This is a genomic window from Oceanobacillus sp. M60 (genome assembly GCF_053839645.1).
Genome location: NZ_JBSSNH010000008.1, coordinates 1 through 20,149, shown reverse-complemented (window position 1 = coordinate 20,149; position 20,149 = coordinate 1). Strand labels below are relative to the sequence as shown.

At 39.7% G+C, this 20,149-nt stretch carries 22 protein-coding genes; 7 read left to right on the top strand and 15 right to left on the bottom strand.

Translation table 11 applies throughout. The features are described from left to right. Positions 1-3: 3 nt before the first annotated feature. From ACW0TQ_RS18860 to ACW0TQ_RS18845, 4 genes are all read right to left on the bottom strand, one after another. Complete coding sequence (locus ACW0TQ_RS18860; protein WP_042529828.1) at positions 4-750, bottom strand: SDR family NAD(P)-dependent oxidoreductase; 747 nt, start codon at positions 748-750, stop codon at positions 4-6. A 117-nt stretch (positions 751-867) separates the two neighbouring features. Next, positions 868-1,239, bottom strand: coding sequence for a nuclear transport factor 2 family protein (locus tag ACW0TQ_RS18855; RefSeq protein ID WP_193065461.1), 372 nt, complete (start codon positions 1,237-1,239; stop codon positions 868-870). A 37-nt stretch (positions 1,240-1,276) separates the two neighbouring features. Then, positions 1,277-2,032 (bottom strand): SDR family NAD(P)-dependent oxidoreductase, encoded by a 756-nt coding sequence (locus tag ACW0TQ_RS18850; protein WP_341173261.1) that lies wholly within the window; start codon positions 2,030-2,032, stop codon positions 1,277-1,279. Between the two features lie 3 nt (positions 2,033-2,035). Next, complete coding sequence (locus ACW0TQ_RS18845) at positions 2,036-2,206, bottom strand: hypothetical protein (protein ID WP_212928909.1); 171 nt, start codon at positions 2,204-2,206, stop codon at positions 2,036-2,038. Between the two features lie 158 nt (positions 2,207-2,364). On the opposite strand from ACW0TQ_RS18845, the gene ACW0TQ_RS18840 reads away from it, so the two are divergent. Next, on the top strand, positions 2,365-3,153 hold the full coding sequence (locus tag ACW0TQ_RS18840; protein ID WP_341173260.1) for an SDR family oxidoreductase: 789 nt from the start codon (positions 2,365-2,367) through the stop codon (positions 3,151-3,153). A gap of 362 nt (positions 3,154-3,515) precedes the next feature. Here ACW0TQ_RS18840 and ACW0TQ_RS18835 read toward each other — a convergent pair whose 3' ends face one another. The 3 genes from ACW0TQ_RS18835 to ACW0TQ_RS18825 form a co-directional block, all read right to left on the bottom strand. Continuing rightward, positions 3,516-4,064, bottom strand: a complete 549-nt coding sequence (locus ACW0TQ_RS18835) for a competence protein ComK (RefSeq protein WP_212928907.1) — start codon at positions 4,062-4,064, stop codon at positions 3,516-3,518. 319 nt (positions 4,065-4,383) lie between these two features. Next, positions 4,384-5,094: a DUF6612 family protein gene (locus ACW0TQ_RS18830; RefSeq protein WP_332094494.1), complete on the bottom strand. Its 711-nt coding sequence runs from the start codon at positions 5,092-5,094 to the stop codon at positions 4,384-4,386. Positions 5,095-5,260: 166 nt separating this feature from the next. Next, complete coding sequence (locus tag ACW0TQ_RS18825) at positions 5,261-6,148, bottom strand: TetR/AcrR family transcriptional regulator (protein ID WP_341173259.1); 888 nt, start codon at positions 6,146-6,148, stop codon at positions 5,261-5,263. A gap of 330 nt (positions 6,149-6,478) precedes the next feature. Here ACW0TQ_RS18825 and ACW0TQ_RS18820 point away from each other — a divergent pair, with 330 nt between their 5' ends. The 3 genes from ACW0TQ_RS18820 to manA all read left to right on the top strand — a co-directional run bounded on the left by ACW0TQ_RS18820 (position 6,479) and on the right by manA (position 10,170). Continuing rightward, a complete protein-coding gene (locus ACW0TQ_RS18820; RefSeq protein WP_332094492.1) occupies positions 6,479-7,990 on the top strand; it encodes a DHA2 family efflux MFS transporter permease subunit in 1,512 nt (503 codons plus the stop codon). A 131-nt stretch (positions 7,991-8,121) separates the two neighbouring features. Beyond that, a complete protein-coding gene (locus ACW0TQ_RS18815; RefSeq protein ID WP_341173258.1) occupies positions 8,122-9,009 on the top strand; it encodes a protein phosphatase 2C domain-containing protein in 888 nt (295 codons plus the stop codon). 204 nt (positions 9,010-9,213) lie between these two features. Further along, on the top strand, positions 9,214-10,170 hold the full coding sequence (manA, locus tag ACW0TQ_RS18810; protein ID WP_341173257.1) for a mannose-6-phosphate isomerase, class I: 957 nt from the start codon (positions 9,214-9,216) through the stop codon (positions 10,168-10,170). A 152-nt stretch (positions 10,171-10,322) separates the two neighbouring features. Here the strand turns inward: manA and ACW0TQ_RS18805 are convergent, their stop codons facing one another. Then, entirely contained in the window at positions 10,323-10,919 is a 597-nt protein-coding gene (locus ACW0TQ_RS18805) for a TetR/AcrR family transcriptional regulator (RefSeq protein WP_256705057.1), read from the bottom strand. Between the two features lie 155 nt (positions 10,920-11,074). On the opposite strand from ACW0TQ_RS18805, the gene ACW0TQ_RS18800 reads away from it, so the two are divergent. Together ACW0TQ_RS18800 and ACW0TQ_RS18795 are read left to right on the top strand one after the other, a co-directional pair. After that, positions 11,075-11,671: an NAD(P)H-dependent oxidoreductase gene (locus ACW0TQ_RS18800; RefSeq protein ID WP_256705056.1), complete on the top strand. Its 597-nt coding sequence runs from the start codon at positions 11,075-11,077 to the stop codon at positions 11,669-11,671. Positions 11,672-11,703: 32 nt separating this feature from the next. Beyond that, positions 11,704-12,279 (top strand): GNAT family N-acetyltransferase, encoded by a 576-nt coding sequence (locus ACW0TQ_RS18795; RefSeq protein ID WP_455725912.1) that lies wholly within the window; start codon positions 11,704-11,706, stop codon positions 12,277-12,279. A gap of 106 nt (positions 12,280-12,385) precedes the next feature. Here ACW0TQ_RS18795 and ACW0TQ_RS18790 read toward each other — a convergent pair whose 3' ends face one another. From ACW0TQ_RS18790 to ACW0TQ_RS18760, 7 genes are all read right to left on the bottom strand, one after another. Then, positions 12,386-13,432 (bottom strand): galactitol-1-phosphate 5-dehydrogenase, encoded by a 1,047-nt coding sequence (locus ACW0TQ_RS18790; RefSeq protein ID WP_455725911.1) that lies wholly within the window; start codon positions 13,430-13,432, stop codon positions 12,386-12,388. A 14-nt stretch (positions 13,433-13,446) separates the two neighbouring features. Next, entirely contained in the window at positions 13,447-13,599 is a 153-nt protein-coding gene (locus tag ACW0TQ_RS18785) for a hypothetical protein (protein ID WP_175296999.1), read from the bottom strand. Between the two features lie 35 nt (positions 13,600-13,634). Then, on the bottom strand, positions 13,635-14,669 hold the full coding sequence (locus tag ACW0TQ_RS18780; protein ID WP_256705053.1) for a zinc-binding dehydrogenase: 1,035 nt from the start codon (positions 14,667-14,669) through the stop codon (positions 13,635-13,637). 174 nt (positions 14,670-14,843) lie between these two features. Further along, the gene (locus ACW0TQ_RS18775) at positions 14,844-16,103 is read right to left on the bottom strand and encodes a PTS galactitol transporter subunit IIC (protein ID WP_193065475.1); all 1,260 of its coding nucleotides are present in this window, start codon (positions 16,101-16,103) and stop codon (positions 14,844-14,846) included. Between the two features lie 64 nt (positions 16,104-16,167). After that, entirely contained in the window at positions 16,168-16,446 is a 279-nt protein-coding gene (locus ACW0TQ_RS18770; RefSeq protein WP_256705052.1) for a PTS sugar transporter subunit IIB, read from the bottom strand. Further along, positions 16,443-16,934: a PTS sugar transporter subunit IIA gene (locus ACW0TQ_RS18765; protein ID WP_256705051.1), complete on the bottom strand. Its 492-nt coding sequence runs from the start codon at positions 16,932-16,934 to the stop codon at positions 16,443-16,445. The genes ACW0TQ_RS18770 and ACW0TQ_RS18765 overlap by 4 nt, the downstream gene beginning before the upstream one ends. 21 nt (positions 16,935-16,955) lie before the next feature. After that, positions 16,956-19,019: a BglG family transcription antiterminator gene (locus ACW0TQ_RS18760; protein WP_256705050.1), complete on the bottom strand. Its 2,064-nt coding sequence runs from the start codon at positions 19,017-19,019 to the stop codon at positions 16,956-16,958. 561 nt (positions 19,020-19,580) lie between these two features. Here ACW0TQ_RS18760 and ACW0TQ_RS18755 point away from each other — a divergent pair. Beyond that, a partial coding sequence (locus tag ACW0TQ_RS18755) for a LysM peptidoglycan-binding domain-containing protein (protein WP_455725910.1) occupies positions 19,581-20,149 on the top strand: 569 nt, incomplete at its 3' end.

The following is a 20,149-nucleotide window of genomic DNA, read 5'->3' as shown; positions in this document are numbered from 1 at the left end:
TTATTAAAGTGCAGTCCAGCCGCCGTCAATAACCAGTTCAGCTCCAGTCATAAAGCGTGATTCATCCGATGCAAGGAACAGCACACCATATGCCACATCTTCCGGATTTCCGAAGTAAGGAAGCTGGGTGAATGTTTGATAATAAGGGGTTGCATCCGCAAAGGAATCTGCCGTCATTGGTGTTTCAATGATACCAGGGTGAACGGAATTGACGCGGATTTTATCTTTGCCATATTCTACAGCTGCAGATTTTGATAGAGATCGTAAAGCGCCTTTAGCAGCAGTGTATGGACTTGAACCAGCCATCCCAACAATGCCTCCGATAGAGGAAATATTAATCAGGGAGCCGCCGCCGGCTTTTTGCATTTCCGGAATAACGTATTTCATCCCGATAACACAGCCGTTTAAATTGATATCCATGACTTTATTCCATTCGTCCATCTCCATTTGTGCGATGGTTTTCGGACTGGATACACCTGCGTTGTTTACGAGCACATCAATTTTTCCATAATGCGTTACAGCTTCCTGGATAACTTGTTTCCATTCATCCTCTGATGTCACATTATGTTTTAGGCCGATGGCATCTCCGCCATTTTCTTTAATTTCGTTGATTACCTCATCTAATACGTTATCATTAATATCTGTTGCGACTACTTTTGCTCCTTCTTGTGCAAAAAGCTTTGCTTCTGAAGCTCCCATCCCATTAGCTGCCCCGGTGATAATTGCTACTTTCCCTGTTAATCGTCCCATTGTAATCATCCTTTTCCATAAATTATATACTCTGTCCATGCAAGCTTGTTACACACTCCTGTCTTGCCTGGTAGGAGAGTGTAGTAATATCTATTTTATTCCATGCGATCTGCAGCATTAAAGCTGCTGAATATCGTCCGGCCCCCAATAGGCATGCATTGTTGCAATTTTCCCGTTGGAATCAAATGTCATGACATCGGTGACGTCGATTCGGATTGGCTGGCCTTCCTTTTCTGTGTGAACCGCAAATGTAATGGCTGCTGCGTTACGATAAGATCCGCGCGGCGGCGCCAATAGCTCCAAGCTGGCGCCGGATATGCTTTCTTTGTAAAATGCTTCCACTTCTTTACGTCCTGTTTTTGGCGGTGTGCCAACAGGATCCTCCACACTTGCTTCATCTGAAAATAAAGCTATTAAACGTTCGATGTCGTTTGCGTTGAAAGCATCAACATATGCGTGTAATGCTTTTTTCATGGTGGCGTTGTCCATCAATACGATGCTCCTTTGCTTAATTGGAATGATCCTTTTATAAAGTCAACCCCCCGTCAACGGCAAGGATAGATCCAGTCATATAGCTGGCGCCTGGGGAAGCCAGAAAGGCAACCACATCAGCAATCTCATCTGGTTCGGACATGCGTCCTATAATCGGAAAGTCAATTTTCGGTGTGTTTCCGGTTTCTTCCCATGTTTTTTGGAAGCCGGATACCAAGTTTGTTTCCACACCGCCAGGACAGATTGCATTGATGCGGATTCCTTTATCGGCATATTCTTTTGCAGCTGATTTTGTCAAGCCGACCACGGCATGCTTGCTGGCAGAATAGACTGCTAAGCTGTGTTCCACGCGCAGTCCTGAGCTTGACGATGTATTGATAATTACACCGGAACCTTGTTCTTCCATGATTTTTAATACATATTTCATTCCCAGGAATACCCCTTTAAAGTTGATGGAAACGACGCGATCGTATTCTTCATCCGGGATATCCGCCAATAAATAAGGCTTTTGGATGACACCGGCATTGTTGAAGAAGACATCAATGCGGCCATAGGCTTTAACGGCTTCTTGTACATAATTCTGCACGTCTTCACTTTTGGAAACATCCGCTTTGACAAAAATGCCTTCTTCTCCTTGTTCCTTCACCAGGCGGAGTGTTTCTTCTCCGGTTTGCTCATTGAAGTCAACTAAGACTAATTTCATGCCCTGCTCAGCCAATTTAAGGCTGGAGGCGCGTCCCATCCCGCTTCCAGCACCAGTGATAACTGCAATTTGTTCTGCTTCAGACATACATCATTTCTCCTTATCTATTCTGTATTCTTTTAGATTATCTACCATTTTTTTATAATATCCATGCAGCTCATGTAATTCTTCATCGGAAAAATTTTTCCATAAGGAATCGGTCAGTGTGGAATACTTTTCATTGATTTGGTCAAGCACCTCGGAACCTAAGGGAGCTGTCAATTAATTGGATTCCCTTTACATATTTTTGCTTTTCAGACAAAGCTAATTTCACATAAGAACTGGGCTTTTGCCCATTTAATGAATACCTGCGTCAGCCTTCTATAACTTGCACCATATATGATATTATGATGAATAACAATGAAAGGGAGCGATATTCAATGGATTTAAAACTAACAAACAAAAAAGTACTTGTTTTAGCATCCAGCAGAGGCATTGGCAGAGAAATTGCCAATAGGTATGCGGAAGAAGGGGCTTCTGTTATAATTACCGGCAGAAATGAAGATACTCTGAAAAAAACAGCAGCTGAGCTTTCCAATCAGACGGGCAGCGAAGTAATTCCGTTTGTTACAGATGTTTCGAAAAAGGAAGATATCGCCCGTTTATTTGCTTTTGTGAAGGAACAGTTTGGCGTGCTTGATGTATTGGTAAGCAATGCAGGAGGACCGCCGGTTATTGATTTTGAATCCAGTGAGGAAACGGACTGGTATGATGCCTTTGAGTTAACCTTGATGAGTGCTGTCCGGGCGATGAAAGAAGCGATTCCTTTGATGAAGACGAATGGACAGGGGAGAATCTTATACATCGCCTCTACTTCTATTAAAGAGCCGATCAGCGAGCTGCTGCTGTCTAATATTTTTCGAAGCGGTGTCCAGGCTCTTTGCAAATCGCTGGCAGCGGATTATGCGGCAAATGATATATTAATTAATATCGTAGGACCAGGAAAAATTGATACGGACCGGTTACGGAGCCTCGATGAGAAAAATGCGGAAAAGAATCAGGTTGCATTAGAGGATTGGAAAAATAAAGTCCAGGCGTCGATCCCAATCGGCCGATACGGCACGCCGGAGGAATTTGCAGATGCGGCCGTCTTCTTAGGCTCCTATCGAAATAGGTATGTTACCGGACAGACATTATTGATAGATGGTGGTGTGGTTAAGGCTTATTGATGGTGTGATTTATCATTTTTAATGGTTTTAATTCAGCTAGAAAAAATAATCTGTTGGACAAGGCTATTCTATTTATAACGAATGTAAAAACGCTTCTTTCCTTTAACCTGAAGGTGGGAGCGTTTTTCTGTTGGTTTACTAATAAGCTTAAAAAAAGAGGGGGGTATTTTGTAGAGGAGGCAAGAGAGGATATCCTTGTTATGAAGGCCGGGATATAGCAATTTCCTATGGTGAACGTTCTGATTTAGAAAATATCAAACAATACACAGAACAAGAGCAACCAGACTTATGAGGTGAAAAACTCAGAAGAATGATTCCTGTGAGTGATTGTCTTGCTGTGAGATTGTTAAAAAACGTCACGCTTACTTCTGAGGCTCAACAGGTTCTTTTTGAATCAGCGTACTAAGAATCCTGCCTAATGCTTCAGATGGATCCTCTGAAGGCGGCACCCCATTTTCTTCGATGTTTTCAATGATTCCATTTAGCCGCTTGCAGCGCGAAAGTTGATTATTTAATTGCTTTTTAGAGATTTTTAAAAATAACGTTGTACCATCTTTGAATATGATATCACTTCCATCGCTTTTTTTTATGATTTTGGAAACATGCTGGTAAAAAATCCATACACACTTTTTATTGGAAAGCCCCTGCGTCGGAAATACAATAATTCCCCGGGCAACGCTGACGGGGACAGGGGTTTTTTGTGTATAACTTGTGTAATGAAGAACAGAAGCTCTTCTTCCAGCATAAGAAGACAGATTTTTTATGCAGTTCTGCTCAATGATTTCAAAGGGTTTTTCTTTGAAAGTAAGCATATGTTCATTATTTGATTCAAGGACTTTTGATGCGGATTTGGATGTTGTTCCTGGCAATATTGCCATGGTTTTCCCGGTTATTTCATAAATAGGTGCCATGACAACCCTCCTTATGTTTATATTTTTAACATATTATGTATCTCATAAAAATAGTTTACCATATTCAAAATAATAAATAAACATAAAATGTTTTTATTTTTCAAAAATTAATAACTATTATTTTTTAAAAATGAATTTTATAATTATTTCTATGCAATCAGAAAAATTACTGGACCTGTCTAATTTGTGTGCTTCTAAGAGGCCAATCTAGAATTTGCCTGCATAAAAAGAACCCCTCATAAAGCTTTAGCGCATTACGAAGAGGTTCTATTGCACATCTATTTCAACGAAACCTGATACCGGTATCAACTGCATCTGGTTAAGATGCTTCTTCAACCGCTTCATCAGGTATTTCAATGTCATCAACATTATTTACATCATCATAGTTTACAAGAATATTTATATCTACATTGCCGGTTTCATTTTCAACGGAGAGGTTGTATTCTAAATTCTCAATATAGAAATCCTTCTTGTTTACTTCAAAGGTGTAATCTAAAGTCATGTCCTCATCAGCAATATCCGAACCGCCTAACAGAATATTGAATGGGCCTTCAAATGCTTCATAAATATCCCGTTCAAAGCCATCATAATGAAAGGTGTAGGTTCCGCCTTCCGAATCAAATTCAGCATAATCAATGACAGCTTCCAGGACAGAAACAACCTCTCTGTAGGATGGGCTGAATAAAGGTTCATTTTCTTCCGCTTCTCTCACTACCCAAGGATTATCTGCTTCCTGTGTATAAATTTCCTCGCCGGCACGATACGTTTCGATGGAGGTTTCTTCTCCATCCGCTTCCGCTGTAGAAATCTGATGCAGTGCTGCAGGGTCCTCTGTCACTTGAACTTCTATGTTATAGCTTGTCGTTCTGGTAAGGTCAGATGTATCAATTGTAAAGTCAGCTGCGTATTGATTCACATCACGATGGGAACTTAGTACATTTTCAACAACCTCATCTTCACTTGCTTCCTGAGAACAAGCAATCAAAAAGAATAGCAGGGAAATAGAAAGCAAAGTGTATATCTTTTTCACGTTTTCACCACCTTTCTTAAATATGGGTAAATTATCTCAAACTCTAACTTATAGTCTATAACATTCACAAAGGTTTTGTAAATTAGCTGCAACATCAAAATGTATGCGATTTTTTCTTTATTTTGGGAAAATAAACCTTTTCTAACTCTGGAAAGGAAAACGATTGTTAGCTATTTTCCCTTTTCTCCTCCATGAATTGCGTAAACAGTATTTGAATATATTTTCCCTTATCCTCTAATTCGGTATGCAATAAGGCGTTCTGATAGGAATTCATGACGCTTTCCATCAAAAATAAATTGGGATTCTCTAATTTGAGCTGTTCTAGTAAAAAGTGATGATAATATGTCAGTTTATCATTTTTCAGCTTGTCTACTCTGCAGTTTAACGCTGTTAATATTTGCTGTAATTCCACTTTGCTGTCTTGCTCTCCAGCATCCTTTATCTGATGGTAGGGGAGAAAATAGTCAGCCTGTAAAAAGGGCGGATGTAAGTTTGCTCGTTCAATCTGCCCGAGAGCAAAATAAACCGTTTCTTCTATCGGAATTTCTGTTTTGTTGATATCCATTAATATTTTAGAGGTTAAATGGATGGTGCCAAAGCAGGTAACCGCATCGTCATAGGCGTGTTTTTGTTTCTTAGCACCGAACACGTCACAAATCCGTTCAGCCATCCACGTGACTTCCTCCAGGTATTGCTGGTTTAGGAATTCTTTTAATTCTTGATGTGCTGTATCTGAACTGGCCAAAGAAGCGAACAAGGCCATCAGGTTATGTTTTTTATCAATATGAAAACGGGCAGCAATCTGTTTAACAAAAACCTCTTTGTCTGAGGAGGATTTTCCAAGAGCAAGCTGATGGCGGTCGTGGATAACTTCCTCCTTGATAAATGACAAAATGGCCATTAAGCATTCCGTTTTGGAAGAAAAATAATTATAGAATGTTCCTTTTGATACATTGGCTGCTTCTAAAATATCCTGGATTGGAGTCGCAGAAAACCCTTTCTTAATAAAAAGCGTTTGTGCAGCTTCAATAATTTGTTTCTTTTTCTTGTTCATGTAACCGTCCCTTTATATAAAATTTTGCGAAAATAGAATAGGTGTACAATATTTATGATAGTCTACATCCCTTGATATATCAACATTTTAAAATCATTGAAAGATTTATGTTGCATTTATTGGACTACAGGTATAAAATAGTTAAGTCTTAAGTGAGAGGCTGCTTTGAAACAACAAATAAATGTTTTTTAACCCTCTTCTTAATGCCGTTATTTGTATGTCAGAAAAGCACTACGCAGCATAGAAACGTATTTCAGTGCAACAAAAATTTTAACATAACAGACAGAAGGAAACATGATTTTTCCTATGGAGAGAAAGTGAGGGTATATAATGACAGACATAAAAGAAATGCATAAACAACCGCCTTACGGGATGATTGCTATTTTATTTATCGGGGCGTTTGTAGCTATTTTAAATGAAACATTATTAAACGTAGCACTGCCTTCAATAATGACAGAATTTGAAGTAAGTCCGACTACGGTTCAATGGCTGACGAATGGATATATGCTTGTGAACGGAATTCTTATTCCGGCAAGTGCGTTTTTGATTCAGCGTTTTACAAATAGAAAGTTATTTTTAACCGCAATGACATTGTTTACATTAGGTACATTAATAGCGGCTATTTCACCGACCTTTTCCATTCTTTTACTGGCAAGGTTGATTCAAGCAGCAGGATCAGCAGTAATGATGCCATTGCTTATGAATGTCATGCTGACTGCTTTTCCAATTGAAAAGCGCGGTACGGCAATGGGAACTTTCGGTCTGGTAATGATTGTGGCGCCGGCGATTGGGCCAACATTATCTGGATGGATTGTGGAGCACTTTGATTGGAGAACGCTATTTTATGTGGTCTTCCCAATTGCTGTGATTTCCTTATTAATCGGCGTATTCAAGCTGAAAAATATTACGCCCCAGCGTGGTATCAAGCTGGATGTTCTATCAATTATTTTGTCCAGCTTAGGATTTGGCGGTTTATTGTATGGATTTAGTTCAGCAGGAGATTCAGAGATGGGATGGAGTCATCCGGCTGTCTATATGACATTGATTGTTGGTGTAATTAGTATTGTCGCACTGATTCTTCGTCAATTACGTATGGAAGATCCAATGCTTGAGTTCCGTATTTTCCGTTACCCGATGTTTGCCTTATCTTCAGCCATTTCTGTTGTATTGGCAATGGCATTATTTTCAGGAATGATTTTAATTCCGTTATATGTGCAGACTGTCCGCGGATTTACACCATTTGAAGCAGGGCTGCTCATGCTTCCTGGCGCGCTTGTGATGGGGATTATGTCGCCGATTACCGGACGTTTATTCGATAAATTCGGTGCCCGTACATTAACGCTTGTCGGGCTTACGATTACAGGTGTGACAACGTACTTCTTTACACAGTTGGATTTAGAGATTACGATCACATCGCTTATGGTCATTTTTGCGCTTCGTTCCTTTGGAATGTCGATGGTAATGATGCCTGTTATGACAAATGGGCTAAACCAATTGCCGATGCATCAAAACCCGCACGGCACGGCGATGAACAATACGCTGCAGCAGGTATCTGGAGCTATCGGATCGGCCTTGCTGATTACGGTGATGAACAGCCGGACGAACAGTGAGGCAGAATCGCTTGCTGAGGAAGCAATGAAAAATATAGATCCGTCACAAATGCCGACTGGTGCAGCAGCAGAGCAGATGCAGACAGAAATAATGAATGAGGCAATGCTTCACGGCATTAACTTCTCGTTCTTTATCTCCTTGTTGATTATCGGTTTAGCATTTATTCTGGCGCTGTTTATCCGGAGAGTAGGCACGGACGGGAAAATCATTACAAAATCAAGAGCAAAATAAGAAAGCAGAAAACTATCATCTGATGGACGGGTGATAGTTTTTTATGCATGGAGACGTTTTTCGCATGTTAAACTAAGGAAAGGGTTATTCATTTGATTTAAAATCTGATCAACAAAGAAAGCAGGAATAGAATGATTCACATATCAAAAGTACATAAGCAAGGCAGTGCTCCGACAAATGAAGATGCCTATGTAGAAAATTTGGGAAGAAAGCTGTTTGCAGTGATTGACGGGGCAACTGGAGTAGGAGGCTTGCCAGGGAAAATAGCAGCAGAAACCATGCAGCATCGCTTAGATAACACGAATACTGGTGCTTCGTTCATCGACTTGATTCATCAAGGAAATAGAGATTTGGCGGAGAGGACAAAACAGGAGCTGGGTCAGGAAATCAATGCCATTTCAAAAGAAAAACGCAGCACCTGCGGGATTGCAGCAATACAAATACATGAAACGTATATGGAGTATGCACAGTCCGGGGATTGCATGATTTTTGTAAAGTATCAGGATGGCGGAATACAGGCGCTTTCCTATGATCATGTTATGCGACTGGATGAAAAGGTAATCTCTGATTTATATGAAGCTATTTCCGAGAGAATCGGCGCAGATGTCAGTGGAGAAGCTTTTCAAAAGGTCTATCAAGAGGAGAAAGAACAGATTATTCCTGCATTGGCAGCGAATCGAAGGAAGTTAAATACAGTTCAGGGTTACAGCATTATGGATGGTACAGCGGAAGCGATGGATTTTTTAAGTTATGGAAGAATTCCGCTTCAACAGGTGGAAAAGGTTCTGCTGCTTACAGATGGGATGCAGCTCTATGGAGTGGATGGCGATGTTTGGAGAGATACGGCAATGTATGCGATGGAGTATGGCATTGAACGGTTGTTGAAATATGTTGTACAGCAAGAAGAAAGCGATATCTATCTGCAAAGGTATCCGCGGTTTAAGTATGCTGATGACAAAACGGCAATACTGTTGGAATGCAGCGATGAAGAGAGAGGTTTCATCGAAAAATCGAAATAACCTGGCAGCAGTTCATTTCCCCGGAAAGTGATATCGCTACAATATGCAACAAGAGAAGTGCAAAGCGAAGGAATAGGGAAACTGCTTGAGGAAGTTCAATAAAAGAAGCTATACTAAAGGAAGCAGGCTTCATTTAAAAGAATAGAGCAACAGGTAACAATAAGAAATTTTAGGGGAAGCAAGATTTTTCTGAGGAGGATCTGTATGTATAATGAACCACTTTTTTTAGAACCGGTTTTGCAGGAAAGAATTTGGGGAGGAACGAAGCTTCAAACAGAATTCGGTTATTCGACGCCTTATGAACGTACGGGCGAAGCGTGGGTTATTTCCGCTCATCCGAACGGACCATGCCAAATCAAAAATGGACCGCTCGAGGGCAGGACACTTCAAGATGCGTGGGAAAACCATAAGGAATTATTTAATAGAGCAAAGGCTGCAGGAGAGACGTACCCGATTTTAGTTAAAATCCTGGATGCGAATGAAAATCTTTCTGTTCAAGTTCATCCGGATGATATCTATGCCCAGAAACAAGAGGGCGTTCCTTATGGAAAAACAGAATGCTGGTACGTACTGGATGCGGAAGAAGGAGCAGAATTAATCTTGGGCCATCATGCCGACAGCCGGGAAGAGCTGAAGCAAGCAATGGAAAACGGTGAATGGGATACGCTGTTGAAAAGCGTACCTGTAACTGCAGGAGATTTTGTCTATGTGCCAAGCGGAACCATTCATGCCATTGGTGCAGGAATTGTCATTTTAGAAACACAGCAAAGCTCGGATATTACGTATCGTGTCTATGACTATGACCGCACGGATACCAGCGGGGAGCCAAGGGAATTACATCTCGAACAGGCTGCTGAAGTAACCAATGTACCTCATGAAGATCCGAGTGTGGGAACACTTCAGGAAGCAATAGAGGATTTGACAGTCCAAAAACTTGTTGAGGAAGCTTATTTTACGGTCTATCATTGGGATTTACAAGGAGACGCCATGATGGAAAGAGATAAAGATTTTCTGCAGGTGAGTGTGATCAAAGGGGAAGCTTCGATTTCGATAGATGATACATCCTTTGCTATTGAAAAAGGAGATCATTTTGTTATTCCTCATACGGTAAAAGCATTTTCTTTAAAAGGAAATGCGGAGATGGTTGTGTCTCATACGTAGCAGGTGAAGGGCATTGAAAAACAACCTGTGTTTATTGAGCAGTCTGAAGTGAATGAAGGGGAAACAAACATTTCCTGGTAATTAATAAATGAAGAAAAGAAATGGAGCTGTACACTCCTGTATCTGTATGCAGCTCCATTTCTTTTACATTCTTATGTATGCGAAGTAGATTTTATCTTTGTGACTGTTCTGGCAATATCGTCCGCATCACAAATAATGCGCGAGATCGTTTCTGATATTTCTTTCGGACTTTGATGCATTCCAGTTTTTATCCATTCATTTAATACTTCTATCGTACCGGAAACTTGAAAGGAAACATTATACTTTTCGAAATCAGCATTTTGAAGGACGCCATGCCGCTTTCTGTCTTCCAGTTCTTTTTCTGTAATTTTTTCTTTTACTTTTGACAGCAGCAGGCTGCTTCTTTGCTCATTCATAAATAGTTTAAAAATCTTCTGGTTTTGAAGAATAGCTTCTGCTACTTTTTCCATAAATTCTGTTAGCGTAATAGACTGACTGCCGCCGTATAGTTCATCAATCCACTGCAAAAGCTGATGTAATAATTCATTTTCTAACTGGTTGTAAAGGTCGAATATATCTTGGTAATGTAAATAAAAGGTTCCCCGTCCTATATCCGCTAAATTGGAAACTTCTGAAACGGTTATTTTCGTTAATTCTTTTTCTTCCAGGAGCGTTAAAAAGGTATTTTTAATTGCTTTTTGTGTTTTTTTCGTACGTCGGTCTGCCATCTTTTTCATCCTTTCTAAACACTATTTGAGAAACTGTTTATTTATTTACAGATGAACAGAAATTGAATATTGTTCCTTTATTAATGCGATTATATAATACATGTATACATTAATAAACAGATGTTCATAAAAGTATGTAAGAAGAGGCGGATAACATGGTTCAAAATAAACGTTCTACAGCAAAAAATATTGTAATTATTTATGCATATCCAAATGATAACGGATTTAATTCCGCTATTTTTTCAACCGTAGAAAAGAATATTTCATCAAAGCATCATGTGAAGGTTATTGATTTATATAAAGATAAGTATAATCCGGTTTTATACTTTGATGATACACATAAAAGAAGAAATTTACAGTTCGATGAAGAAGTAAAAGGATATGGAGAAATAGTGTCATGGGCCACGCATCTTATTTTCATTTTTCCAATCTGGTGGGGCGGAATGCCAGCTATTTTAAAGGGATTTATCGACCGTGTTTTTGCAAAAGGATTTGCATATGAATATAAAGGTATTGTACCAATCGGTCTGTTGAAAAATAAAACAGCATGGATTATTACGACGCACGATACACCGGCAATTTATGCGAATCTCGTACAGCAAGATTATGGAAAAGTGTTAAAGAAGCAAGTGCTTAAAATGTGCGGCATTACACCAACAACAGTACATACCATGTCTTTTTTAAGATATACAAAAGAAAAGAGCAGAAAAAGGTTTTTACAGCGAATGACAAAAGAAGCGCAAAAAATCTAAGTAATGCTTGAAATAGAAACTGGAGGATTATCATGCAATCGACGAAATACTATTTAGAAAAAATGAATGTAACGAATATCAATATAAAGGTTCTTTATAATTATTTAGAACAGGAATTTGGCCGGGGGGAGTTATTTCCCCGTTTTGTGATACGGCATAATTTCAAAAAGAGCATTTGGGAAGCTGTCTATCTTACGGATGGGCAGGAAAAATATGGCTATGCTATTTATCAGAAGGCGCCTGGGTTTAAAGGTGTTTTTATTGCATATCTGGCTATTCTTCCAAAATATCAATCAAAAGGCCTTGGCAGTGAACTCATTCGTCAGTTAAATGCGTTGTTTCCTGATGGTATTTTACTGGAGGTGGAGGATCCGGACGCTGCGAAGGATGAGAAGGACCAGGCAACGAGGCTTCGGCGAATCCGCTTTTATGAAAGAAATGGGCTGGCTGTGAATCCGGATATGAAGGTAAATACGTTTTTTGTCCCATTTCGAATGATGGATAATTTAGGTGGGACAGAGGCTTATGATATTTCTTTTTATCAAAAGCTGTATAATCGTATTTTGATATTGCCGTTAGGGAGTATATTTATTAAGGAGAATCGGTAATATGCCATCATGCAGGTAAATGAAAGAAAGAACTGTGTACAGCTTGATTAGCAGCAAAAAAGAAGTCGGAGCTCTGTTTCCGGCTTCTTTTTTTAAATTTCACAGTCTAAGGATGAAAAAGAACTTTCGCAGCGTCTATTTCTTTATGAATAAGCTGTTGGAAAATCTCAGGACCTTTCTCCAGCGGAAGATGATGAGAAATCATCGGCTTTACATCTAGCTGTCCTGTTTTCATATAATAGAGTCCCGTAGTCCATTCCTTCCCTGGAAAAGGTGCAGATAATGCATTCCAGGCACCTAAAATCTGCAATTCATTTCGGACGATCTTTTCAAAATAATAGCGGTGGAGGGTAATATCGCCATAGGGAATACCTAAGTATAAAACCTCTCCACCTTTTTTAGGGAGTGCTAGCACCTGCTCGCTTGTCAGGGGAGAACCTGCTGATTCTATGGCCAGGTCAACACCAGAGGAAGCGGTATGTTTTTTTATAACCGTTTCTGTATCTTCTTTCAGCGGGTTAATCAGAATATCAGCGCCCAGCTGTTTAGCGATTTTTAGTTTGTTTTCATCCATATCAATGGCGAAAATGGTTGCCGATCCAAAAATTTTTGCCCACTGCACGGAAAGAAGCCCAATACTGCCAACGCCCATGATTGCTACTGCTGCACCTGGTTGGATAGAGGTACGGTAAAAACCGTGCAGCACGACAGAAGATGGTTCCAGCAGGGAGGCAGTGTCAAAATCAATTTCATCCGGGAGCGGCAGCGCGTGAGATGCAGGCAAGACCACGTATTCGGCATAAGCTCCCGGCTGTTTTGCGCCAATAACCGTCAGGTCTGTACAGCGGGTTGGAAATCCTTGTCTGCAGTAGATGCAATTCCCGCAGGCAAAGGTCGGGCAAGCAGCTATGCGGTCGCCTTCTTTCCATTGTGTTACCGCACTGCCCATAGCAGCTACCACTCCTGAAAATTCATGGCCAAAAGTGGTTCCTGGAACATAAGGACCAAGCTTTTTGTAGCGGGATAAATCTGAACCGCATATGCCGGCGGATTGTACCTGAATAAGAATGTCCTCTTCACGAATAATTTGAGGAATAGGTGTATCTTCTTCATAACGTAAATCCTCTGTATCGTATAAATTTAGAGCTTTCAAGTCAGAACTCCTCTCTAATGCGATTGATTTGATTTCTTACTTCTTTTTACTAAGAAATAGGCAGCAATACCAACGACAATGGAATTGAAGATAACCTGGTATTCAAAATAAAATTGACTGATGCCGCGCATTGGACCGAGCATAAAATCTAAAAACATATCAACCATATTAAAACCTCATTTCGATTTATATTTCAGACACTTTAATCATCCAGAGGGGTGAGCATGACTTTTATGGCTTTCCCGCTTTTTATTGCCTGGTAAGCTTCATCCCACTGATTGATAGAATATTCATGTGTTACGAGGCTTTTTGCATCTACTTTGCCTTCTTTCATTAATTGGATGGAGGGTTCCCAGTCAGCAGGCTTTTGACTTCTGCTTCCGACTACCTTTATTTCCTTTTGAATGACTTTTTCCATATCAAGGGAAACCTGAGCTTCCGGGAAAATACCAATTTGCGCATAGTGTCCTTTTTTTCTTAATAAATCAAGACCTTGATTGGCAGCGTGAATCGATCCGGAGCACTCTAAAAGCACATCTGCACCGTACCCATCTGTCAGTTCATTTACTTTGTTTTTCAGGTTTTCTTTTTGAAGGTTAATGACATAATCGATGCCAATTTCGTTTGCTTTATCCAGACGAATCTGATCATTTGTCAGGCCGGCAATTAAAACGGATGCACCATTGCTTTTGGCTACTTGAGCTGCGAGTAAGCCTATTGGACCCGGCCCGAGAACAATGACTAAATCACCCTCGCGAATTTCTGTTTTTTGGATAGCGTGATATGTGCACGCCAAAGGCTCTGTCATTGCAGCAGACTGGTCATCCACTTCTTTTGGCAGGTGGTGAAGGCTTTCTTCACGCGCGATAAGATACTTAGCAAAGCCGCCATTTATTTGGCTTCCCAATCCTTTACGGTGATTGCATAAATTGTAGTCTCCTGATTGGCAATACTTACATTCTCTGCAGATATAGAAGGTAGTTTCTGATGTCACGCGATCTCCTACTTTAAACTTGGTAACGCCATCTCCAATCTCTGCTATTTCTCCAGAAAATTCATGTCCTAAGGTAACTGGAGCCGCGACTTTATAATGTCCTTCGTAGGTATGGATATCGGATCCGCAGATACCTGCCCAAGCTACTTTGATTTTCACATGATGACTGGATACAACAGGTTCCTCTACATCTTGCATGTGTAAATTCCCATGTCCCAGTTCTGTTTTTACAAGAGCTTTCATGATCTATTCTCCTCGTATTATATATTTTCAAATCAACTATATAGAAAAGCAGAAAAAAGATGATAGAATCTCGTTTCATGAAAGAATGAAGATACCTGGATAATATTTCGTAATACCATTATTTTCTGCTAGTTCCATATCAAAAGTAACTACTGATACGAATCAATCTTTTTATTAATTAAATAAGTCAAAGAATCTCCAGATTACCCAGTTAACGATATTACCTCCCTGGTCAATGCTGGACACCTGTGCAGAACCTTCCGGAAGATTAATGTCTGCACTCATTGCCATATCCGTGAACAATGGAGCGATATCCGTTGCTACATAGAGAGAAACCGCTATCATGAACGAGCCGACGATAACAGAGTGAATAATATTTCCTTTAGAAGCTCCGACAACAAAAGCTATAACAAATGGAATGGTTGCCAAGTCTCCAAAAGGAAGCACGGCATTACCTGGTAAAATAACAGCAATCAAAACAGTGACTGGCGTTAAAATCAAAGCCGTAGCAATAACTGACGGATGTCCCAGAAGAACAGCAGCGTCCAGACCGATATTGATTTCACGGTCGCCGAAATGTTTATTGAGCCATGCACGTGCTGATTCGGATACAGGCATTAATCCTTCCATCAGGATTTTTACCATTCGCGGCATCAGTACCATAACGGCAGCCATCGAAATCCCGATATTGATAATTTCACCGACACCGTAGCCGGCTAAAGCGCCAATCGCAGCACCAAGAATCAAACCGATAACCATGGAATCCCCAAATACCCCAAAACGTTTTTGGATGGAGTCTGGATCGGCATGAAGTTTATTGAGACCAGGAATTTTTTGAATTCCTTTAACCACAAAAATAAAAGGCGCATACGAAATCGTACTTCCTGTCGCCACGGAGACGCCTGGCATTTCATAAAAATCACGTACCATCGGCTGCGTCCAGTCTGCTATTTTTAAACAGACAATTTGGAATAAAGTTGCCGCAATCAGTCCTTGCACGATACTGCCGGATACGGTATAAACAATCGCGCCCATAAAGGTATAATGCCAGAAGTTCCAAATATCAACGTTCATCGTTTTCGTTGTTTTTGTTAATAGCATGACGACGTTTACAACTAATCCTAAAGGAATAATAAAAGCAGCAATCGTCGATGCCCATGCAATAGATGAAGTAGCCGGCCAGCCAATATCAATGGTATTTAAGCTGACGCCGAGTCTGTCTACCATTCCTTGTGCTGCAGGGCCGAGGTTTAAGGTCAATAAGTCGATGACAAGGAAAATACCTACAAATGCAACACCAATCGTCAGCCCAGAACGAAAAGCTTTTCCAGGCTTTTGGCCGAATAAAAGTCCAAGTAAAAAGATGACAACGGGCAAAATGACAGTAGCTCCCAAGCCTAGAAATGCTTGTATAAAATCAACAAATCCTTGCATTAGTTTTCCCTCCTATGGGTTAGGATGCTGCTCTATCCCTTAACAAGAACAGAGCAGCAAGATATTATTTTAATAATTCTTCTAAAATCTGTTTCTTTGTATCTTCTACACCAATTCCTGTCAGGAACGTACGGGCGTTGATAACAGGGAAGGAATATTCCTTCTTTGTCATTGCAGTAGTAACCAATAGATCTGCTGTATCTTCATAGGTGCTTACTTCTGCAATCCGGATTTGTTTTAAATCTATTTTTACGCCATTTTCTTTTGCTAATTCTTCAATCGCATTATTCACTACAGTGGATGTAGCAATTCCTGCTCCGCAAGCTACAAGTACTTGTTTCATAGCTTCTCACCTCCTTTAAAGTTTGGCAGGTCCAGCTTGTCAGCCAGTTGTTTCTGCATTTCTGATGCATTATCTGTCTGAAGTAATTGATTGAGAAAGTTCTCCTCTTGAAAAATCTTCATTAAATCCTGCAGAAGCTTCAATTGTGAATGAGGCTCATCCATTGCCAGCATAAATACGATTTGAACAGGAGTGGTCTCCGATTCTTCTCCCATAATGACAAAATCTACTGGTTTTTTTAAGGTAGCTATACTGATGGTTTTATGATTAACATGAACAGCATCTGTATGCGGAATAGCCACAGATACTCCAGCTGTCGGTAATCCCGTTGCAAATTCTTTCTCTCTTTCTACAATTGCTGGAATAAAGCTGTCTTTGACATACTGATGTTTTGCTAAATTTTCTCCCATTTGCTGAAGAACTTCTGTATAATCAGCTGCCTCTAAATGCATTAAAATAACTTCTTTATCAAAACGTAATTCACTCATGAAATAACACTCCTGCCTTAACTATTGATCAATGATATAATCTTGAATCAACTTGTGAATATATTCTTTGGAACTCGCTTGCGTCAGTTTAGGTAACAGACTGGGCGAGGAAGCAATCTTCATCAGCTGCATCAGTGCATGAATATGCTGTTTTTTGTCTGCTGCAGCAATCATAATCATCAAGTGAATCTGATGATTTTCTTCCCCGTACGGCACGCCGTTACGAATTTTTAACAGGCTCATGCCAACTTTTTTGACACCTTCCTCCGGTGTAGCATGTGGAATAGCCACGTGTTCGCCAATCGCAATATACGAATCTTCTTTCGAATGCTGGATGGCTGCATCAATATAATGCGGCGTAATGTATCCATTTGTAAGCAATGGAGCTCCGCATAACCGAATGGCCTCATCAAAAGAAGCGACAGATTCTCTCAGCGTAATATGATCCACTGTCAGAAAATCATGTAAATCCTTTTCTTCTGCTGCAGCGTCTTGTTTTGTAACGGAAGCATTTTTATCCCTGTGGATAAAAGCATAGAGTTCCTTCCGCAGACTCTTTTTATCGGAAATATTTGCATACAGCTGAATTTTAGCCATCAAATCATCTACATTGATTTCATTCGGGATGTAATCATACACCTCTAGCATGACCTGTTTACGAATACGCTGTTTGTCTTCCGTACGCAGAATGGGTTTACAGATAAATAATTTTTTATCTGTTTCTAATGAAACAGGCGAGAAAACAATATCGTAATCCAGCTCGTAATGTAAAAACTCTCTGACAGACAGCCAATCCAGAAATACGAATTCAGGAAACAACTCACGAAGCTGCTGGAACATTAAACGGGAAACGGAAATTCCCCGCGGGCATACGACCAGTGCTTTTATTTTCTGAGCCATGCTTTCTCCCTGTTTATGCATCCAGCCGCTAATCAACATAACAATATAAGTGATTTCATTTTCGGGAATCTTGCTTTCTATCACTTCTTCAAGCGGTGTAATTGCTAAATGGACCAAATGGCGGATCTGTTCGAATTCTTCATTATCGTTATCTTCAAAAAGAATGGAATCTGTCAGCTGATATTTGATCCGATAATATGCTGGTGTTAAATGCTGCAGAAGCTTATCAATCAACTGTTTTCGATCGTGAAAATTGATGCAGGCATTCTTTTCAAAGAGCCGGACCATTTTATCAATGGCTGGTACCAGGTCAGGAATGTAATCCTCGGCCATCCATGAATTTCGGTGGACGCTTCCGGTTAACAAATTGAGCGTAATAAAGATGCGTTCAGGTGTCGGCAGATTTTTGTCATATAGTATTTCTTCCGTTGCTTGATACTCCTTTGTATTGGAGAGTTCATCATAGCGGATAAATAAAGGCTTAATCGAATATCCTTTTTGAATTCTTCTCAGGATTAAGACAAAAATAGCTGGAAGTGTCATCATAATTTCATCAGTGAACTGAATGGTAAGCTTTTGTTCAACCCGCTCTAAACGGCGCTCGAACTGTGCAAGCAGCTCATCCTCAAGCATCAGAACTTCCTGCAGTTTACTCTTGTTGTCATCATGCAGGATTAATTCATTTGCGAGTCCTATCATCATTTTACGGGCCTGAAATTCGTTTCCTGTAATCTGATATCCGTCTTTTCTTGTATGCTGGATTTCCAATTGGTAAGCATTCAACAGCTTCTGCGCATGCTTCATATCATTTAGAATAGTGTTCTTGCTGACGTCTAACAGGTTCGTTAACCCGTTTAATGAAATTGTTTCTGTTCGCCCTAATATAGCCATGGTAAGAAATTTTACCCGATCCTGCTCTGACATGATTCCATCCTGGAATTTGGAGTCTGCAACAGCGTCTTGCTTCACGGTTGCAGTTAAAATAGATTGATCAATAATAAATTGACCTTTCTTGGTTCGTTCAATTTCGGGTAAACGGCTATCTTTTAACCACGTATTTATTTTTTGAAAGGTGTAGCCCAGCTGTCGGCGAGAAAGATTATATTTATCTGCGAGCTCTGAGCTTGTAATACATGTGTCATTAATCAATGCGTTAAAAATAATCTCTTCTCTTTCTCCTAACACAATGCCGCCTCCTTTGATTAAAATCATAACAATTGCTAAATAATAAATGAATGCGTTTACATCACAAAATAGAGAATTATCTTTGTATTATATTGTGATAATCCATCTTGTCCTATCTTACTTAAAATTTTGAAATGCTAGAAGTAACAGGAAAACAAACTGGTAATTTATTTTAACCGGAAAAGGAATTTATCATAGAGAACCATCCGTAAAAAAACCTGTAAAATGACGTTTGGTTTTGATAGAAAGAGGAAATATCACTCTTTTTGGAGGAGGTGGCATAACAAGAAATGTAAAAGGTAGGTGTATTGAATGCTTTGGAAAAAGACGGGGAGTAATTTGTGTGAATCAGCTGGAGAATGATTTAAATCAGATTGAAAGTAGAAAAATAGAATTAAGGTAAAAGAATGACGCAATAAAATGGCAAGGTTTAGGATGTTAACATTAAATTATTACTTATTTCGATATCGTTTGTAATAAACTATTAATATTTTTGTAACTTATTGTTTGGTAAAATGTGCTATTATTGAATTTGTCGAATATTTATAGGGGGACTACATAATGAAAAAATTAGTAGCTACAGTTGCTACGGGTGTCGTTTTAGGCGGCTCTTGTCTTTCAAATGTTTCAGCAGCGGAATATCAGGTTCAAAATGGCGATAACTTGTGGAATATAGCAAAAGAACATAGAACGACTGTTGACAAATTATTTGATTTAAATAATTTAAAGTCATCTCTTATTCATCCAAATCAAAAATTAATTCTTAACGAACAATACAAAGTAAAAAAGGGCGATACATTATCTAGTATCGGATATAAACTAGGTGTAACGGTTACTGATTTGAAAGAATGGAATAATCTTGAATCAGATCTTATTTTTATTGATCAAATGTTAACTATAAAGAAATCAAATGTTGAACAAAAAGGTGCACCAGTTGTACAAGTACCTGATAATAAATCAGCTAATGAAGATGAATTGAATGAAAATAATCAAGCAAGTGAAAATATAGAAGCAGCGCAAGCAGAAGAAGAAGCGGAAGCTGAAGCAGCAGCACAAGCGGAGGCAGAAGCAGAAGAAGCGGCGCAAGCAGAGGCAGAAGCTGAAGCAGCAGCACAAGCGGAGGCAGAAGC

Bases quoted from the DNA above. Each gene is read 5' to 3' on its own strand.
- ACW0TQ_RS18860 (WP_042529828.1), bottom strand. From the start codon at position 750: ATGGGACGATTAACAGGGAAAGTAGCAATTATCACCGGGGCAGCTAAT.
- ACW0TQ_RS18855 (WP_193065461.1), bottom strand. From the start codon at position 1,239: ATGGACAACGCCACCATGAAAAAAGCATTACACGCATATGTTGATGCT.
- ACW0TQ_RS18850 (WP_341173261.1), bottom strand. From the start codon at position 2,032: ATGTCTGAAGCAGAACAAATTGCAGTTATCACTGGTGCTGGAAGCGGG.
- ACW0TQ_RS18840 (WP_341173260.1), top strand. From the start codon at position 2,365: ATGGATTTAAAACTAACAAACAAAAAAGTACTTGTTTTAGCATCCAGC.
- ACW0TQ_RS18835 (WP_212928907.1), bottom strand. From the start codon at position 4,064: ATGGCACCTATTTATGAAATAACCGGGAAAACCATGGCAATATTGCCA.
- ACW0TQ_RS18825 (WP_341173259.1), bottom strand. From the start codon at position 6,148: ATGAACAAGAAAAAGAAACAAATTATTGAAGCTGCACAAACGCTTTTT.
- ACW0TQ_RS18820 (WP_332094492.1), top strand. From the start codon at position 6,479: ATGACAGACATAAAAGAAATGCATAAACAACCGCCTTACGGGATGATT.
- ACW0TQ_RS18815 (WP_341173258.1), top strand. From the start codon at position 8,122: ATGATTCACATATCAAAAGTACATAAGCAAGGCAGTGCTCCGACAAAT.
- manA (WP_341173257.1), top strand. From the start codon at position 9,214: ATGTATAATGAACCACTTTTTTTAGAACCGGTTTTGCAGGAAAGAATT.
- ACW0TQ_RS18805 (WP_256705057.1), bottom strand. From the start codon at position 10,919: ATGGCAGACCGACGTACGAAAAAAACACAAAAAGCAATTAAAAATACC.
- ACW0TQ_RS18800 (WP_256705056.1), top strand. From the start codon at position 11,075: ATGGTTCAAAATAAACGTTCTACAGCAAAAAATATTGTAATTATTTAT.
- ACW0TQ_RS18795 (WP_455725912.1), top strand. From the start codon at position 11,704: ATGCAATCGACGAAATACTATTTAGAAAAAATGAATGTAACGAATATC.
- ACW0TQ_RS18785 (WP_175296999.1), bottom strand. From the start codon at position 13,599: ATGGTTGATATGTTTTTAGATTTTATGCTCGGTCCAATGCGCGGCATC.
- ACW0TQ_RS18780 (WP_256705053.1), bottom strand. From the start codon at position 14,669: ATGAAAGCTCTTGTAAAAACAGAACTGGGACATGGGAATTTACACATG.
- ACW0TQ_RS18775 (WP_193065475.1), bottom strand. From the start codon at position 16,103: ATGCAAGGATTTGTTGATTTTATACAAGCATTTCTAGGCTTGGGAGCT.
- ACW0TQ_RS18770 (WP_256705052.1), bottom strand. From the start codon at position 16,446: ATGAAACAAGTACTTGTAGCTTGCGGAGCAGGAATTGCTACATCCACT.
- ACW0TQ_RS18765 (WP_256705051.1), bottom strand. From the start codon at position 16,934: ATGAGTGAATTACGTTTTGATAAAGAAGTTATTTTAATGCATTTAGAG.